This is a genomic window from Ideonella alba (assembly GCF_018069875.1).
Lineage (GTDB): Bacteria > Pseudomonadota > Gammaproteobacteria > Burkholderiales > Burkholderiaceae_C > Ideonella > Ideonella alba.
In genome coordinates this window covers 88,990-104,537 of record NZ_JAGQDF010000011.1, presented here as the reverse complement: position 1 = coordinate 104,537, position 15,548 = coordinate 88,990, and the positions used below count along the sequence as shown (strand labels likewise).

16 protein-coding genes are annotated in these 15,548 nt (G+C 71.1%); 6 read left to right on the top strand and 10 right to left on the bottom strand.

Features of this window, described 5'->3' with window-relative positions; translation table 11 throughout:
- Nucleotides 1–7 precede the first annotated feature (7 nt).
- From KAK07_RS18025 to KAK07_RS18015, 3 genes are read left to right on the top strand one after another with little or no spacing between them, the layout of a single operon-like run.
- On the top strand, nt 8–973 hold the full coding sequence (locus tag KAK07_RS18025; RefSeq protein WP_210862295.1) for a hypothetical protein: 966 nt from the start codon (nt 8–10) through the stop codon (nt 971–973).
- Between the two features lie 31 nt (nt 974–1,004).
- Entirely contained in the window at nt 1,005–1,448 is a 444-nt protein-coding gene (locus KAK07_RS18020; protein WP_210862293.1) for a copper chaperone PCu(A)C, read from the top strand.
- 13 nt (nt 1,449–1,461) lie between these two features.
- Nucleotides 1,462–1,920 carry a four-helix bundle copper-binding protein gene (locus KAK07_RS18015; protein WP_210862291.1) on the top strand — a complete coding sequence of 153 codons (459 nt, stop codon included), beginning with the start codon at nt 1,462–1,464 and terminating at the stop codon, nt 1,918–1,920.
- Here the strand turns inward: KAK07_RS18015 and KAK07_RS18010 are convergent, their stop codons facing one another.
- The 5 genes from KAK07_RS18010 to KAK07_RS17990 all read right to left on the bottom strand — a co-directional run bounded on the left by KAK07_RS18010 (nt 1,921) and on the right by KAK07_RS17990 (nt 7,274).
- On the bottom strand, nt 1,921–2,289 hold the full coding sequence (locus KAK07_RS18010) for a hypothetical protein (protein WP_210862283.1): 369 nt from the start codon (nt 2,287–2,289) through the stop codon (nt 1,921–1,923).
- Nucleotides 2,290–2,631: 342 nt separating this feature from the next.
- Entirely contained in the window at nt 2,632–4,701 is a 2,070-nt protein-coding gene (locus KAK07_RS18005; protein ID WP_210862281.1) for a TonB-dependent receptor, read from the bottom strand.
- 13 nt (nt 4,702–4,714) lie between these two features.
- The gene (locus KAK07_RS18000; RefSeq protein WP_210862279.1) at nt 4,715–5,533 is read right to left on the bottom strand and encodes a HoxN/HupN/NixA family nickel/cobalt transporter; all 819 of its coding nucleotides are present in this window, start codon (nt 5,531–5,533) and stop codon (nt 4,715–4,717) included.
- A 152-nt stretch (nt 5,534–5,685) separates the two neighbouring features.
- Nucleotides 5,686–6,144: a nickel-responsive transcriptional regulator NikR gene (gene nikR / locus KAK07_RS17995; protein WP_210853310.1), complete on the bottom strand. Its 459-nt coding sequence runs from the start codon at nt 6,142–6,144 to the stop codon at nt 5,686–5,688.
- A gap of 2 nt (nt 6,145–6,146) precedes the next feature.
- A complete protein-coding gene (locus KAK07_RS17990) occupies nt 6,147–7,274 on the bottom strand; it encodes an aminotransferase class V-fold PLP-dependent enzyme (protein ID WP_210862277.1) in 1,128 nt (375 codons plus the stop codon).
- Between the two features lie 118 nt (nt 7,275–7,392).
- Between KAK07_RS17990 and KAK07_RS17985 the strand changes: the two genes are divergently transcribed.
- Nucleotides 7,393–7,833: a universal stress protein gene (locus KAK07_RS17985; RefSeq protein WP_210853319.1), complete on the top strand. Its 441-nt coding sequence runs from the start codon at nt 7,393–7,395 to the stop codon at nt 7,831–7,833.
- 5 nt (nt 7,834–7,838) lie between these two features.
- On the opposite strand, the gene KAK07_RS17980 is transcribed toward KAK07_RS17985, so the two are convergent.
- Nucleotides 7,839–8,468: a hypothetical protein gene (locus KAK07_RS17980; RefSeq protein WP_210862275.1), complete on the bottom strand. Its 630-nt coding sequence runs from the start codon at nt 8,466–8,468 to the stop codon at nt 7,839–7,841.
- A gap of 73 nt (nt 8,469–8,541) precedes the next feature.
- Between KAK07_RS17980 and KAK07_RS17975 the strand changes: the two genes are divergently transcribed.
- Nucleotides 8,542–9,513: a helix-turn-helix transcriptional regulator gene (locus KAK07_RS17975; protein ID WP_210853323.1), complete on the top strand. Its 972-nt coding sequence runs from the start codon at nt 8,542–8,544 to the stop codon at nt 9,511–9,513.
- Between the two features lie 13 nt (nt 9,514–9,526).
- On the opposite strand, the gene KAK07_RS17970 is transcribed toward KAK07_RS17975, so the two are convergent.
- A complete protein-coding gene (locus tag KAK07_RS17970; RefSeq protein ID WP_210862272.1) occupies nt 9,527–9,910 on the bottom strand; it encodes a VOC family protein in 384 nt (127 codons plus the stop codon).
- Nucleotides 9,911–10,087: 177 nt separating this feature from the next.
- Here KAK07_RS17970 and KAK07_RS17965 point away from each other — a divergent pair, with 177 nt between their 5' ends.
- Nucleotides 10,088–12,370, top strand: a complete 2,283-nt coding sequence (locus tag KAK07_RS17965) for a winged helix-turn-helix domain-containing protein (RefSeq protein ID WP_210862270.1) — start codon at nt 10,088–10,090, stop codon at nt 12,368–12,370.
- A 35-nt stretch (nt 12,371–12,405) separates the two neighbouring features.
- On the opposite strand, the gene KAK07_RS17960 is transcribed toward KAK07_RS17965, so the two are convergent.
- From KAK07_RS17960 to KAK07_RS17950, 3 genes are all read right to left on the bottom strand, one after another.
- Entirely contained in the window at nt 12,406–13,290 is an 885-nt protein-coding gene (locus tag KAK07_RS17960) for a DUF2145 domain-containing protein (RefSeq protein WP_210853329.1), read from the bottom strand.
- A 14-nt stretch (nt 13,291–13,304) separates the two neighbouring features.
- Complete coding sequence (locus tag KAK07_RS17955) at nt 13,305–13,757, bottom strand: hypothetical protein (RefSeq protein WP_210853331.1); 453 nt, start codon at nt 13,755–13,757, stop codon at nt 13,305–13,307.
- Nucleotides 13,758–13,825: 68 nt separating this feature from the next.
- On the bottom strand, nt 13,826–15,472 hold the full coding sequence (locus KAK07_RS17950; RefSeq protein ID WP_210862268.1) for a hypothetical protein: 1,647 nt from the start codon (nt 15,470–15,472) through the stop codon (nt 13,826–13,828).
- Nucleotides 15,473–15,548: the final 76 nt, after the last annotated feature.

Below are 15,548 nucleotides of genomic sequence, written 5' to 3'. Positions count from 1 at the left end.
CCACACCATGCATCTTCATGTTGCCGTGGCGGCTGCGCTGTCTGTCGCCGCGCTGGCCCCCGCCCTGTCCCACGCCTCCTGCGGCTCGACCAGCTGCAGCCTGATGACCGACCGCTTCGCCCAGGGACCGGGCCAAGGCCACAGCGGCTGGAGCCTGGACCTGCGCCTGGAGTCGCTGACCCAGGACCGCCTGCGCGAGGGCACCACCACGGTGGCGCCCGCCGATGTGACCAACGAGGAAGCGCTGGAGCGCCACACCCGCAACACCAGCCTGATCACCACCATCGGCTATGCGCCGGACGCCGACTGGTCCTTTGCGCTGCGCCTGCCCCTGCTGCGCCGCGACCACCTGCACACCCTGTTCGACGAGGACACCGGCGCGCTGGCCGCCGACGAGCGCTGGCGCTTCACCCGCCTGGGCGATGTGCAGTTGGTGGCCCGGCGGCAGTTCACCACCGCGGACGCCGACACCTCGTGGGCTTTCTTCGGCGGCCTGAAGCTGCCCACCGGCAGCAGCACCGTGGCCAATGCCAACGGCGACCGCGCTGAGCGCGCGCTGCAGCCCGGCACCGGCACCACCGATGTGGTGCTGGGCGGTGCGTGGCGCCGCGCCCTGGGCCCGACCGACGCGCTCTTCGGCCAGGCCAGCTGGAGCGGCGCGCTGGCCGCCCACCGCGACTTCAAGCCGGGCCAGCGGATCGAGGCCGCGCTGGGCTGGTCGCACGCCTTCTCGCCCACACTGGGCAGCGTGGTGCAGCTCAATGCCCGTCGCCGTGGCCGCGACAGCGGCGCCGAGGCCGAACCCGACCTGTCCGGCTCGACCACCGTCGAGCTCAGCCCCGGCCTGACGCTGGCCGTCGGCCCGCAGGCCACGCTCTATGCCTACCTGCAGCTGCCGGTCTACCAGAAGGTCAACGGCCTGCAGCTGGTGCCGCGCCGCGCGCTGGCGGTGGGCTGGACGATGGACTTCTGAGCGGCCGGGCCGGGTCTGCGATCATCGGACGATGCGCCGCCGCCCCATCGCCCTGCTGCTCGGTTGCCTGGCCGGCTTGCCGGCCCAGGCCCACGGCACGCGCGCTGGCGACCTGCTGATCGAACACCCCTACGCCCTGCCCAGCGCCGCCGGCCAGGACCAGGGCCAGGTGCAATTGCGCCGGCTGCACAACCGCGGCGCCCAGGCCGATCGCCTGCTCGGCGCCCGCACGCCCGTGGCCGCGTCGGTGCTGCTTCAGCGGCGCGGGCAGACCATTCAGGCCCTGGATCTGCCCGCTGGCGCCGACCTGTCACTGAAGCACGACGGCGAGTGGCGCCTGCTGCTGCAGGGCCTGAAGGCGCCGCTGGTGAATGGGCAGCGCTTTGCGCTGGTGCTGCGCTTCGAGCGCGCAGGCGAGCAGGAGGTCATGGTGTGGGTGCAGATACCCCGCGCCGCGGCAAGCTCCCACCACTGAAGGAGCCCACCCGATGCAACGCCGCACCCTTGTCCGCGCCAGCCTGCTGCTGGGCGCCACCGCCGCCGCCACCGCCCGCGCACAGACCGACCACAGCCACCACGACCACGGCGCGCCCGCGCCAGCGGCCCCCAAGGGCCAACCGGCCCCAGCCGGCTTCGTCTCCGCCTACCAGGCCTGCGTGGCCGCCGCCAACGCCTGCATAGCCCACTGCCAGGTGCTGCTGGCCCAGGGCGACAAGTCACTGGGCGCCTGCCTGCGCACCGCGCTGGACACCGAGCTGACCTGCGGCGCCACGCTGCGCGCTGCCACGCTGCAGTCGGCCTACCTGGGTGCGCTGGCCAAGACCTCGGTGGCGGCCATGCAGGCCTGCATCGAGGCCTGCAAGCCGCATGCGGAGCACCACGCCGAGTGCAAGCGCTGCCATGACGCCTGCGTGGCCGCGGTCCAGGCGGCCAATGCGCTGGGCTGATCAGTTCGGCGATGTCGATGTTGGTGGCGCGCGGCTCGCCAGCTTGGCCAGGCACCCATTGACGATCGCGACGCCCAGCATGAGCCCCAGAATCAACATGAAGGGGTTGCCTACTACCTCCAGTTCCTGGACCAGGACGATGTACACCATCGCAATCATGAAACTGATGCCGAATGGGGCGCCAAGCACAAAGAGCATGCCGATGACGGCCAGGATCAGGAACTGAGCCTTCAGTGCACGACCGAACCCGGCCAGGAAAGGGTAGGTCGTCTTGCTTTTGGCAGCATTCAGCCAAGGATCATCTTGCGCCGAGAGCTCGCGCCCGAGCTTGCGCTCCAGGGAAGCGCGCTCCTCGGCCGTTTCAGGCACGGCGTGCCAATGGGCTGTGAGGCTGAGAACCGCTTGACACCTGGGGCACTGCTGGGCGTCCCAGTGAAGCGGATTAGAGCAGTTCGGGCACTTCGCCATGTCCGCCTGTACGCCGAGCGTTTGTCAGGCGCGCTGGCCGACCAGCGAGCTTACGGCACGAAGCCGAGATGGAGGGGCTGTTCTGAGCTGGATCATCGTGCCGTCCCTGGCCACGAGGGCCTGCATGGCGGCTCTGGGGCCGGATCAGATATCGCCCCACGTCGCAGTGTCCGGCGATTGTGATGCCGGGCTGGTTGGCGCTGTATCCCCCTTGAGGGGGGCCCCGGCCCGGCCCTTGGACGTTCAGAAGCTCAGCGCCAGCGTCAGTCGCAGGCTGCGCGGCTCGGCCGGGTGCACGATGCGGTCTTCCACCGGCGCGGCCTCGCCGGGCAACTGCGACTCGTACCAGTACTGGATGTCATCCACCCTCCGGTTGGTCAGGTTGAAGACGTCCAGCGTCAGCGTGGTCGGGCGGCCAATCCAGGCGCCCAGGTCCCGCGAGAGCCGCAGGTTCAGCGTTGAGGCTGGCCGCGAGCGCTGGCTGTTGTCCTCGATCAGCGCGCCACTGCCCAGGTAGCGCCACTGCAGGCTGGCCGACCAGGGACCCCAGTCCTTCAGCGTGGCCGCCACCGAGGCCACGCGGTCCACCGCGTTGGGGATACGGTCGCCGTTGTCGAAGCGGGCGTGAGTCCAGGCGAAGTCGGCGTCGAGCAGCCAGTGGCGGCTGAGCGTCCAGCGGTTGTTGAACTCGATGCCGCGGCGGGTGCTGGCCTCGCTGGCCTCGGTGGCGCCGGCATCGCCCACATAGACCAGCTCCGACGCCGAGCGCAGCTGCCACAGTGCCAGCGAGCTCTGCAGGCCCGGCAGCGCCTCGGTGCGCAGGCCCAGTTCCCAGCCGCGCTGCGGCACCAGGCCAGGCACCGGATCGACCGGGTCACCGATCTTCGGATCGCGGTGGGCGGTGGTGCCGCGCGCATCGTTGCTGTGCAGGCCGCGGCCGGCGTTGACGAAGAGCTCGGTCTTCGCCCAGGGGCCCAGCACCAGGCTCAGCTTGGGCGAGAGCTGCTGATCGCTGGCGCGGCCCGAGTTGGCCGCCGCGATCGCATCGCCCTTCAGGCTGTCAACGCGAAAGCGCGCGTGGTCGGCGCGCAGGCCGGCGATGGCCTTGAGCCAGGGCGTGGCCTGCCAGGCGGCCTGGGCGTAGAGCGCGGCCTGGGTCTGCACCACATCGTCCTCGCGGGTGGTGGCCAGGATGCGGCGCGCCTGGGTGTCGAACAGGCCCACGCGGATGCGGTCGTGGCGCAGCTGGGCGCCCAGCTCGATGCGCAACGTGTCGCTCAGCTGCCAGGCCCGCGCGGCCTGCAGGCCGTAGACGCTGCGCGCATCCTGCTGCGAGAACTGGTCGCCGGTGGCCGGGCGCTCCAGCGCGTAGGTGAAGTTGGAGAACAGCTTCAGACGGTAGCGCATCGCGTAGGCCGAGACGCGGGTCTCGCCGGCGTCGTCGGTACGGTGATATTCGCCCGACAGGCTGGCGCGCGAGGTGCTGCCGCCGTCGCTGGGGTCCAGCGAGTCGTAGGCGCCAAACGGCCGGCCCTGGTAGGTGCCGGCGTCGATCAGGCGCTGCGGCACCTGGTCGGTGCTGGTCCAGCGCGCGTCATACGCCATGGCGCTGGCCGACCAGCCCTGGGCCCGCGAGCCCTGGCTGAGGCTGAGCACGCCGTTGCGGCGCCGCAGGTTCTCAGGCACGGTCCAGGGGCCGTCGTTGACCATCCCTTCGACAACACCGAGCAGCGTGGTGTCGGGGGCCAGTTCGGTCGAGCCGCCGCCCACCGCGCGGCGGTAGCCGTGCTCGCCCAGTGTGAGCTGCACGAAGGGCGCGTCCAGCCGCGTGCGGTAGGCGATGTCGGCGGCACCCGCCGACGCGAAATCACCATGCGTGGCGAAGTACGGCCCCTTGCGATAGGTGATGCGGTCGACCAGCTCGGGGATCAGGAAGTTCAGGTCCGAATAGCCCTGGCCATGGCCGTGGGTGGGCATGTTGACTGGCATGCCCGACACGGTGGTGGCGAAGTCGGTGCCATGGTCCAGGTTGAAGCCGCGCAGGAAGTACTGGTTGGCCTTGCCGTCGCCCGAGTGCTGGGTGACGATGACGCCGGGCACGAACTCCAGCACCTCACCCGGGCGCAGCGCCGGCCGGCTTTTCAGCAGCTCGGCGCGGATCACGCCCTCGGAGGCGGCGTCGCTGCTGCCCACGGCGTTGTCGTAATGGCGGCCGCTGACCTCGACGGTCTGTGGGGCGTCTTCGGCGTGGCTCAGGCTGGCGCAAGCGGCCACAGCCGCCCCCGCCAGCGCCTTCAGGCGCAGCGTGTGCATGGGTATCTCCTCGTCAGGGGGTGGTCATGGGCCGTGCGCGTCGCGCCAGCCAGAGCGCCAGGCCGTAGCCCAGCGCGATCACCATCAGCACCGTGGTGCCGAAGGCGAGTTCACGGCCCTCGGTCCAGGCCTCGACGACCGGCGAGGTCCAGCGGGCAATGCCCAGCGCAGCCACCAGCAGGCTCACGCCTGCCACCGCCGCGCCCATCACCCGCGAGGCGACCACCGCGATCTGGTCGGCCCGGGCGATCAGCCGGGCGATCCACCAGCCGTTCAGGCCGTCGGTGACCAGCATGCCGGTGACGAACAGGCCGCCCAGCACCAGCGCGCGACCCACGCCGCCGAACTGCGTGGCGGTGGCGGCAAACAGCGCCGACTGGCTGAGGGTGTCAAAGGACAGCGCGAACAGCGCGCCCACGCCGGCCACGCCCAGCGGGCTGCGCGCCTGGGCCAGCCGGCCCAGCCAGCGGCCCTTCAGGCCCACCGGCGCCACCAGCTCGCCCGGCGCCGCCGCCAGCACCGCTCGCAGATTGACCACGCCCAGGCCCAGCAGAAAGGCAATCGACACGCCAGTGCCAAAGCCATCCACCCACTCGGGCGGCACCCACTGGGCGCTGGCCGAGCCCACCAGCGCGGCGATCAGCAACACCACGGCGCCATGGCCCAGCGAAAACAGCGCGCCACACCAGCGCGCGAACGCACCGCCGCGACGCCGGGTCAGGCGCGTCAGGCCGTCGATGGTGGCCAGGTGGTCTGCGTCAAAGCCGTGGCGCATCCCGAGCAGGAAGACCAGGGCGCAGAGGGCGGTCCAGTCAGTGGGCAGGTCGTGCATGGCGTCAGCGTATGAAGAATTTCAGCATCTTCATACAAGTTGCGTGCCAAGCGATTACGCCCTCATCGCTGCCTTGGATGCAGCCGCCGACCCTGGGGAGAACCCTCGGTCAGTGTGTTGCCGATCTGGACGCCAGCCCGGTCAGGGCTCGATCAGCGGTGGACGTGCCCGCTGGCCGGCACCAGGTGGGCGTGGCCGTGGCCGTGCTGCTCGACCATCGGCACCAGGTGCAGCTGGCCGTGGCTGACGCCGGGCTGGGCGATCACCGCATCGGCAAAGGCCTGCACCGCACGCGCCGCGCCGCGCAGGATCACCACCTCCACACAGTGTTCGTGGTCCAGGTGGGCGTGGGTGGTGGACACGGTCAGCTCGTGGTGGTCGTGCTGCAGATCGGTCAGGCGCGCTGCCAACTGTCGCTGGTGGTGGTTGTAGACGTAGCTGAGCGTGGCGATGCAGGGACCGTCCGGGTGCGCCGCCTGGTGCGTGCGACCCAGCTCGGTGCGCAGCAGGTCACGGAAGGCCTCGCTGCGGTTGGCGTAACCGCGCTCGCGGATCACCGCCTCGAAGGCCTCGGCCAGCTCGTCGTCGACCGAGATCGTCAGGCGCTGCATGTTCAGCCGATGCGGTCCAGCGCCGCCGCCAGCGAGGCCACGCTGCGCTCCACATTCGCCAGCTTGTCCAGGCCGAACAGGCCCAGGCGGAAGGTCTTGAAATCGGTGCCTTCGTCGCACTGCAGCGGCACGCCGGCCGCCGTCTGCAGGCCCTGGGCGATGAACTTGCTTCCGTTCTGGATGCCGGGGTCCTCGGTGTAGCTGACGACCACGCCCGGGGCCTGGTAGCCGGGGGCGGCCACCGAGCGGATGCCGCGGCCCTCCAGCATCGCGCGCACCGCGCGGCCCAGCGCCCACTGCTGTTCCTTCAGCACGCCAAAGCCTCGATGCTCCATCTCGGCCATCGCATCGCGCAGGCGCGTCAGCGCGCCGGTGGGCATGGTCGTGTGGTACGCGTGGCCGCCGGCCAGGAAGGCCTGCATGATCTGGTGCCACTTCTTCAGGTCGGCGGCAAAGCTGGTGCTGGTGGTCTCGTCCAGGCGCTTCAGGCCACCCTGGCCCAGCATCACCAACGCGCAGCCGGGCTCGGCGCTCCAGCCCTTTTGCGGCGCACTGACCAGCACGTCGATACCCAAGGCCGCCATGTCCACCCACACGGTGCCGCTGGCAATGCAGTCCAGCACGAAGATCCCGCCCACCGCATGCACCGCATCGGCCACGGCCTTCAGGTAGTCGTCGGGCAGGATCATGCCGCTGGCGGTCTCCACGTGCGGCGCGAAGACCACCGCCGGCTTCTGGTCGGCGATCGCGGCGCGCACCTCCTCCAGCGAGGCGGGCGCCCAGGGCTGCTGTGCGCCCGGGCCCACCGGGCGCGCCTTGAGCACGCGCTGCTCGGACGGGATGGCGCCCATCTCCAGGATCTGCGTCCAGCGGAAGCTGAACCAGCCATTGCGCAGCACCAGCACCTTCTGACCGGTGGCGAACTGGCGCGCCACCGCTTCCATGCCGAAGCTGCCGCTGCCGGGAATGACCACCGCGGCCTCGGCACCGTAGACGGCCTTCAGGGTGCGCGAGATGTCACCCATCACGCCCTGGAACTTCTTCGACATGTGGTTCAGGGCGCGGTCGGTGTAGACCACCGAGTATTCGAGCAGGCCGTCGGGGTCGACGTCGGGCAGCAGTCCGGGCATGGGGCGTCTCCAGGGTTCTTGTGAGGGCAGGTTGAGCGGGATCAGCCGGTCAGCTTAGCACCGCCACGCCAAGCCCCTGCGCGCTACGATGGTCTCATCCCCACTGTCAGGAGATCCCATGCGCTACCTGCTCCCCGTCGACGGCAGCCCGGCCGCTCTGGCCGCGGTGCGCCACGCGATCGGCCTGAAGCTGGCCGGCCTGTCGATCACCGTGGTGCTGGCCAATGCCCAGGAGCCGCCGCACCTCTATGAGGTGGTGCTGGCGCCCGACCCCGCGCTGCTCGACCGCGCCAGCGAGGGCGCCGGTCACCACGCACTGGAAGCGGCCGGCCAGATGCTGCGGGGCGCCGGCGTGCCCTACACCGAGTTGGTGGTGCACGGCGAGCCGGCCACCGTGCTGCGCGACCTGGCCGAATCCGAGGATTGCGACGGCGTGATCGTCGGCGCTGGTCAGCCCGGTCTGATCGACAGCGGCCGGCTGGGCAGCGTGGCCCAGGCGCTGCTGCACCACGCCGGTGTGCCGGTTACGGTGGTGCATGCGCCGGATGAGGAAGGCTGAGCGCCTCAGCCCACGCGCTCCCAGTCCATCGACCAGTTCAGCGCCCAGCTGCGCCCGCCATCGTGCGAGCTGCCCTGCTGCCAGCGGCAGCTACGCGGCGTGATGCGGTCCCACACGCCGCGGTAGATCACCGGTCGGCCCTGCTTCTCGTCCTGGCTGTCGAAGATCCCGGCGCCGTCCTCGAAGCTGCCAGGCTGGCCGGGGCCCGCCAGCACGCCGCTGGCCGCGCCCACCCAGACGTCATGCCACAGGGATTGCTGCACATCCAGCAGCCGCAGGCCCATGCCCGAGAAGCGCCGCGCCGGGATGCGCAATTCCTCCACCGAGGCCAGCCCTCCCAGGACGCTGAAGCAGCTGGCCTCGCCCTCGAAGCCGTCCCAGCCCAGGCCGGCGCGAAGGCGCTGATGCCGGATGCGCCAGTGGCCGTCCAGAAAGCCGAACTGCCCCGGACGGCCCGGACTGCGCTGGCGCAGCGGCGCGCGCAGCATGGCCGGCCCGGGCTCGGGTGCGTCGGTGGGGACAAAGGGCAGCGGCTCGGCGGCCGGCGCAGCCGTGGCGGCAGGCGCGGCGCTGGCCAGTGCGATCGTCGCCAGGGTCTGCAGCAGGTCTCGGCGGTCGGGATCATCGGTGCTCATCCAGGCTCCTTGGGTCGCAATGGTCGGCATGCTGCCGGCCTATTCATGACAGCTCATGTCATGATGATTCCCGATGCGTGCCAGTCGCCTGCTGTCCATCCTGATCCTGCTGCAGCTGCGCCAGCGGCTCACGGCCGAGCAGCTGGCGGCCGAGTTCGAGGTATCGCCGCGCACCATCCACCGCGACATCGAGGCCCTGTCGGCAGCCGGTGTACCGGTCTATGGCGAGCGCGGTCCGGGCGGTGGCTTCCAGCTGCACGCCGGCTGGCGCACCCAGCTGACCGGCCTGGACGCCGACGAGGCCCGCGCGCTGCCGCTGCTGACGCTGCCCGCCGCCGCCCGTGAGCTGGGCCTGGGCGATGCGGCCCGCCGCGCCGGCGCCAAGCTGCTGGCCGCGCTGCCCGGTGACTCGGCCACGCTCAGCGGGCGGCTGCAGGCCTGCTTCCATGTCGACCCACTGGGCTGGTACCACGCGCCAGACGCGGTGCCGCACCTGCCGGCGCTGGCGCAGGCGGTGCTGGATGGGCGCCGGGTGCTGATCGACTACCAGAGCTGGAAGGGCCCACGCCGCTACCAGGCCGAACCGCTGGGTCTGGTGCTCAAGGCCGGCCAGTGGTACGCCGTGGTCGCGGCCGGCGCACGCACGATGACGCTCAAGGTGACGCAGGTCCAGGCGCTGACCGTGCTGGACGAGGTGGTCGAGCGACGCCCGGACTTCGATCTGGCCCGCTGGTGGCAGGCCTCAGTCGAGCGCTTCGAGCGCGAGCTGCGGCCGCTGCGCGCCACGCTGCGGGCCTCGCCTGAAGGCTGTCGGCGACTGGCCGAACTGGGCGACTACGCGGCGCAGGCCGTGGCCCGCGCCACGCCGGCGCCGTCGCCCGCCGGTTGGCGCCGGCTGAGCCTGCCGATCGAGACTGCCGAGCAGGCCGTGCGCCTGGTGATGGGTCTGGCGCCCGAGGTCGAGCTGATCGACCCCGCGTCCCTGCGCGCTCAGCTGGCCCGCTGGTGCCGGGCGCTGGCGCGCCAACACCAGTCACCGCCGTGAACGCGGTCGGTGCTCACTGCCCCGGCGGCGGCTGCCACAGCTCGAGCTTGTTGCCTTCCGGATCGAGCACCCAGCCGAACTTGCCGTACTCGGACTCCTCGACCTTGTCGAGCACCTGGCAGCCCTCGGCCCGCAGGGCGGCCAGCAGGCCGTGCAGATCCTCGACCCGGAAGTTCACCATGAAGGGCGCGGTGCTCGGCGCGAAGTAGGCGGTGTCGTCCTTGAACGGCGTCCAGATCGTGGTGCCCGCGCCGGCAGGGTTGTCGTCGGCCCAACGAAAGGCCACGCCGCCCCAGTCATCGACCGCCAGACCCAGGTGGGTGCGGTACCACGCGGCCAGGGCCTGCGGGTCGCGCGCCTTGAAGAAGATGCCGCCGATGCCAGTGACACGTCGCATGGCCAACTCCTTGCGTGTGGAAAGAGGGTCTAAGTACCATCGTAGTCAAATACCCTGGGCAGCGCCAGGCGGGACCGGCGGCGCTGCTCAGCGGTCGAGGCGAGGGTCGGGGCCGCTGCTCGGGCGACGCCTGCCCATCCTCACGGGTGCCCACCACCTCTGCACGAACACCCCCTGATGCCTTCGGTCCAGCGATTCGCCTTCGGGCCCTTCGAGCTCGATGTCGCCCAGCGCGAGCTGCGCCACGACGGCCAGCCGGTCGCACTCGGTCCGCGCCTGTTCGACCTGCTGCACCTGCTGGTCGATCAGCGCCACCGCGTGGTCGCCCGCGAAGAGATCCTGGCCCGTGTGTGGGCAGGCCGGGTGACCTCGCCCGGCGTGCTGCCGCAGGCCATGCTCAAGCTGCGCGGCGCCCTGGAGCGCGGCGCGCCGACCGAGTGGTTCAAGAGCGCGCGTGGCGTGGGCTACCGCTTCGTCCATCCGGTTCAGGAGCTCGACGGGGCCGGCGCCCCGCGGGCGCCGCGCGCCGCCCCGGCCCCGCACAGCGGCAGTCTCCGGGTGGGCATGCTGCCCTGCATGAACTACACCGGCGACCCGACCTTGCAGTGGTTGTGCCTGGGCCTGCCGGCCCTGGCCGCGCAGATGCTGGAGGCCGACACCCGCCTGTCACTGATCGGCAGCGCCACGATGGCCGAATACGCCCGCGCGGCCCAAGAGCCCGCGCCCGCCCAGGACCTGGCCTTGCGCGCACTGCGTGAACTGGGTCTGGACGTGGTGGTACAGGGGCGCCTGACCCGCCAGTCCGACCTGCTGTGGCTGCACGGCGACCTGGTCTACAGCGATGGCCGGCGGGTGCCGGTGACCAGCCTGCGCGGGCCGCACTGGCACTCGCTGGCGCTGCGCTGGGCGGAGTCGGTCCAGGCGCTGCTGACCTCGGGCGCGGGCACCGCGCTGGCGGCGATCTCGCCCGACCCGTTCGTGGTGGAAGCCTTTGCCCGCGCCTGCGAGCTGTTCCTGCGCGGCGAGTACGCCAAGGCCCGGCCGCTGCTGCAGGTGGTGGTCGACCTGGAGCCGCAGCAGCCCGACGTGCAGCTGCAGCTGCTGCGCACCCAGTTCGTGATGAACGACCCGCAGGCGGTGGCCTTCGGCGAACGGCTGGTGGCCCAGCTTCAGCAGCAGTCCGCGCGGGCCGCGCTGATGGCGCCGGCCCACCTGGCGCTGGCGCTGGCCTACACGCAGCACGGGGGTGACGAGGCCGCGGCCGGTGTGCAGACGCAGCTGCGGCTGGCCCTGAAGCAGTGCGAGGGCCAGGGCGACCAGGACTGGGCCCTGATGGTGCGCCTGAACGCCGCCGTGCTGACGGGCCGCCGCGGCGACCTGGCCGACGCTGAGCAGGCGTTCGGCGAGGTCATCCGCCTGTGCCGTCGATGTGGCAACCTCAAGCGCCTGGGTCAGGCGCTGACCGGGGCGTCGATGTTCGATCTGCTCGGCGGCCAGCTGGCCCTGGCGCGACAACGGCTGGAGGAAGCGTCGGACCTCTGGCAGCAACGTGTGCCGCATGTGCGCTCGACGATCCACACCGGGCTGAGCCTGGTCGAGGTCGATGGCCTGATGGGCTGGCTGGACAGTGCGCAGGCGCACCTGGACCAGGCGATGGACGCACTGGAGAGGGAGGGCTTCCTGCCCTACCTGGGCTCGGCCCTGACCACGGCGGCCCACATGCTGCTGGACCGCATGGACCTGGGTCGCGCGCGTCGACTGCTGGCGCTCTATGGCGCACAGCCCGAGCTGCAGCATCCGCTGGTCGAGTGCGGACGGGCCGGCGTGCAAGGCCTGGTCGACCTGCTCAGCGGCGACGCCGCCGCGGCGCAGCAGGCCTGGGCGCTGGTCCATGCCCGGGCCGAGGCGCCCAACGGGCCTGGCTACGCCGTCTGGCGCGCGTGGACCGTGCCACTGCTGCGGCTGGCGGTGCGCCGTGGCCAGCACGCGTTGCGCCAGGCACTGGAAGCGGCACTGCGCGCCCACTGCCGTCTGCCGCGTGACGTCGAGCTGGCCGGCGTGCTGGCCCATGCCGCAGCGAGCGATGTCCTGGACGCCGGCCGGCGCGACGACGCCGCAGCGTGCCTGACCGAGGTATCGCGCCAGCCTGATCGTGGCCACGAGCCCGCGCTGGCGGCGCTGGACCTGGCCTGGCTGCACCTGGAAGACGCCCGACTGGGGGCGGCCGACGTGATCATCTCAGGCCTGGGCCCGTGGGCCGACCAGCACCCCCTGGGCCGCCTGGTGCAGGCACGCCGCTGCCAGGCCAGCGGCGACCCCGCGGGCGCCGTTGAGCAGCATGCCCAAGCCCTGGCCCTGGTGGCAGGCGCCCGGCCGGCCTGGGCCAGGGCCTGGCCTGACGCGCGGCAAGCCGCGCCCCGACTGCCGCGCCTGCTCAGTGCGATGCACTTCGAACCTTAGGGCCTTCGCAACCCTTCCGGTCGTGTGAACAGCCCCTAGTCCAGCGGCGTCAGCACATCGCCGGGGGCTGGCCGGCAGCCGTCGGCGATGGGCGGGCCGTTCTCGCGCAGCACCACCCGCCGACCGTCATGGCACAGCTCGATGCGCCTGGCTTGCGGGTAGCGCTGCCGCACGAAGTCCTCGATCGAACTGGGCAGGCTGACCTGCCAGACCCCCTGCTGCAGCGTCTCGCGCGGCTGGCCGCCGCCGCGCACCCACGGGATGAAGGGGGCCAGGCCCTGCAGTGCACCGGTCTCCACATGGGCGGGCCGGTAGCCGGCCTCGGCCAGCCAGGCCTGGGCGCCGGCCCGCCCCGGCGGCGCCCCCCAGGCGCGCGCCATCAACTCCAGCAGCCACTGGTTGCAGTTCTGGTCGCTCAGGTCGAAAGGGTAGCTGGCGGCGTTGTAGCGCGGCTCCAGAACGCCCAGCGCCGAGGTCTCGTCCAGCGCCGCACGGGCCAGCGCAGAAGCCGCCTCGGGGGGCAGCAGCAGCAGCGAGACGTAGCCTTCATCGGGGTCGGCAAAGTCCAGCAGGAAGCCGGGCAGGCCCTGGTCGAAGACGCGTGAGCGCTGCTCCTCGCACGCGAAGTACAGCTGGCGCACAGCCCAGGGCGCCAGCGGGTTGTCACGCAGGGCCACACCCGCGTGTGAATAGCGCTGGCCGAGCCAGTGCAGGTTGGTGCCCGAGCGCGACACCAGCACCGCCGGTGCGGTCGACTGCCGCAGGCGCTCACGCAACACCGCGCCGAAGCGCAGCAGCCGATCGTGCTGGGTGGCGTTGGGCTGCAGCGGCTGGCTGCACCAGACGGACCAGCGGGCCTGGACCGCCGATGCGCACAGCAGCGCGAGCGCCCCAGCCGCCAGCGCGCGGCGCCAGGCCATGCGGCGGGTCGATCTCAGATGGCGCGGGTCTGCAGTTCGGCGTGCCAGTCGTCGGCCACCACCAGGAAGAAGGCGGCCTGGGTGGCTGCACTGCGCAGTTCGGTGCCGTACGGCCGGTCGGTCGCGCTGACCACGCCGCCCACCGCCAGTTGGCCCGCCTGCGCCGCCGCGGGCGGCAGCAGCAGCGCGAAGTCCTGCGCCCCAGCGCCATCGATCGCCTGCAGGCTCACCCGCAACCGGCCGGTGGCGTCCCCCGCTTCGGCGATCTGCACGATGCGGTAGTCACCCTGCGCCACCTGCGCAGGCCGGCTGGACGAGTTGCTCGACCCCTGGACCGAGTCGGAGCTGCTGCCCAGCGAAGCCGAGCCGGCCGACGACGCCGAGGAGGCAAAGCTCTCCGCCCAGACGGAGGCGTGGGCCGACAGCCCCAACAGGACAGCGGCGAGAGACAGTCGAACAGCATGCATGGCAGGCTCCTGGCAGATCAGTCGTGGCGAGCCGCAAGCATACCTGCCTGCCAGGAGGTTCCTGCGGTTCAGGGCACCGGCGGCGGATTCAGGCCCGTGAAGCAGGGGAAGTTGCGCACATCGTTGATGAAACTGAGGTCCAGGGCGATGCTCCCCAACGCGGGCGTGAAGTGCACCTCTTCGATCGAATAGGCCGTCATCTGGCGTCCTGCCGCGTCGGTGATGCGCCAGGTGTCCGGTGCCAGGGCGTCCACGCGGTAATCGGCCGCCGTGCCCACCAGGCTCAGGCTGTCGTGGCCCAGGCTGCCGTTGACCAGCGTGCCGTTGTCGAAACCGCCCAGCGTGATCTGGTCGTCGCCCTGAGCCAGGTGGACCACCCCGGCGTTGCGGCCCAGCAGCACGAGGTCATCGCCATCGGCGGTTTCCAGCGAGCGAACGGACCCGTTGACCTGCAGCTGGTCGTTGCCCGAGCCCAGGTTCAGCGCGTTGGCGCTGCCGCCAATGAACATCAGGTCGTTGCCGCCGCCCAGCACCAGGTCATTGACGTTCAGCGCCACGCTGACCAGATCGGTCCCGTCGCCGGTGCACAGGTTGCCCATGTTCTGGCCAACGGCCAGGCTGTTGTTGCCGTAGCCCATGTTGATCGAGTGCACGCTGCCATCGATCACCGCCCGGTCGTTGTCGTTGCCAAAGCAGACGCTGCCCACGTCACCGCCCACCAGCAGCACGTTGTCACCGAAGCCGAAGCTGATCGACCCGGCGTCGCCGCGCACATTCAGGGAGTCGATGCCCGAGCCACCCGAGTAGGAGCCCAGGTCACCGCCCACCTCGACGCAGTTGCGCCCATCGCCCACGCTGGCCGAATTCAGATCGCCAAAGACGATGATCTTGTCCTGCTGCCAGCCCGTGGAGACGCTGTGCAGATCGCCGCCCACGCGCAGGAAGTTGGTGCCCGCGCCCAGGCTGGCGCTGTCGAGGTCACCGGCCACCCGGACCGTGTCGTTGTCGTGGCCGGTGGAAATGCTGGCCAGATCGCCGCCCACCGTCACGTCGTTGGTGCCGAAGCCGAGCGAGGCCGAGTCCAGATCGCCCTTCACCACGACCAGGTCGTCGCCGTTCCCGGTCGACAGGCTGGCCAGGTGACCATCGACCTGGACGCGGTTCTGGCCGAAGCCCAGCGACGCCGAGGCCAGGTTGCCCTGCACCACCACGACATCGTCACCGTTGCCGGTGCTGAGGCTGGCCAGGTGGCCGGTCACCGCCACATCGTTGCGGCCATCGCCCAGGCTGGCCGAGGCCAGGTTGCCGCCCACTTGGACCCGGTCATCGCCCGAGCCGGTGCTGAGGCTGGCCAGACTGCCCGCCACTTCCACGTCGTTCTGGCCATTGCCCAGGCTGGCGCTGTCCAGGTCGCCATGGATGACGACGCGGTCATCGCCCTGGCCGCCGCCCAGCACCTTGACCCGCACCACGCCGTCGCGGCTGGCCGCGCCCACCTCCAGCTGGTTGTTCCCCTCGCCCAGTTGCACCTGGTCCACGCTGTCACCAACGACGATGCGGTCGTTGCCAAGGCCGGCGCTGATCGAGACCGCGCTGCCGGTGATCGTGAAGGCGTTGTCGCCGTTGCCCAGCCAGACGTTGCGGGCATCGCCGTTGATGTCGAACGGGGCGCGGAATCTGAAGTCGTAGTCGGTGGTCGATCGGCTGGCAGCCATGGGTACTCCGTCGGTGAAAGGGGTGTGACCGAATGTTAGGAACGCGGCTCATCGAGCGCAGCAGGCGCTGGATCAC

Bases quoted from the DNA above. Each gene is read 5' to 3' on its own strand.
- KAK07_RS18025 (WP_210862295.1), top strand. From the start codon at position 8: ATGCATCTTCATGTTGCCGTGGCGGCTGCGCTGTCTGTCGCCGCGCTG.
- KAK07_RS18020 (WP_210862293.1), top strand. From the start codon at position 1,005: ATGCGCCGCCGCCCCATCGCCCTGCTGCTCGGTTGCCTGGCCGGCTTG.
- KAK07_RS18015 (WP_210862291.1), top strand. From the start codon at position 1,462: ATGCAACGCCGCACCCTTGTCCGCGCCAGCCTGCTGCTGGGCGCCACC.
- KAK07_RS18005 (WP_210862281.1), bottom strand. From the start codon at position 4,701: ATGCACACGCTGCGCCTGAAGGCGCTGGCGGGGGCGGCTGTGGCCGCT.
- KAK07_RS18000 (WP_210862279.1), bottom strand. From the start codon at position 5,533: ATGCACGACCTGCCCACTGACTGGACCGCCCTCTGCGCCCTGGTCTTC.
- nikR (WP_210853310.1), bottom strand. From the start codon at position 6,144: ATGCAGCGCCTGACGATCTCGGTCGACGACGAGCTGGCCGAGGCCTTC.
- KAK07_RS17990 (WP_210862277.1), bottom strand. From the start codon at position 7,274: ATGCCCGGACTGCTGCCCGACGTCGACCCCGACGGCCTGCTCGAATAC.
- KAK07_RS17985 (WP_210853319.1), top strand. From the start codon at position 7,393: ATGCGCTACCTGCTCCCCGTCGACGGCAGCCCGGCCGCTCTGGCCGCG.
- KAK07_RS17980 (WP_210862275.1), bottom strand. From the start codon at position 8,468: ATGAGCACCGATGATCCCGACCGCCGAGACCTGCTGCAGACCCTGGCG.
- KAK07_RS17975 (WP_210853323.1), top strand. From the start codon at position 8,542: ATGCGTGCCAGTCGCCTGCTGTCCATCCTGATCCTGCTGCAGCTGCGC.
- KAK07_RS17970 (WP_210862272.1), bottom strand. From the start codon at position 9,910: ATGCGACGTGTCACTGGCATCGGCGGCATCTTCTTCAAGGCGCGCGAC.
- KAK07_RS17965 (WP_210862270.1), top strand. From the start codon at position 10,088: ATGCCTTCGGTCCAGCGATTCGCCTTCGGGCCCTTCGAGCTCGATGTC.
- KAK07_RS17960 (WP_210853329.1), bottom strand. From the start codon at position 13,290: ATGGCCTGGCGCCGCGCGCTGGCGGCTGGGGCGCTCGCGCTGCTGTGC.
- KAK07_RS17955 (WP_210853331.1), bottom strand. From the start codon at position 13,757: ATGCATGCTGTTCGACTGTCTCTCGCCGCTGTCCTGTTGGGGCTGTCG.
- KAK07_RS17950 (WP_210862268.1), bottom strand. From the start codon at position 15,472: ATGGCTGCCAGCCGATCGACCACCGACTACGACTTCAGATTCCGCGCC.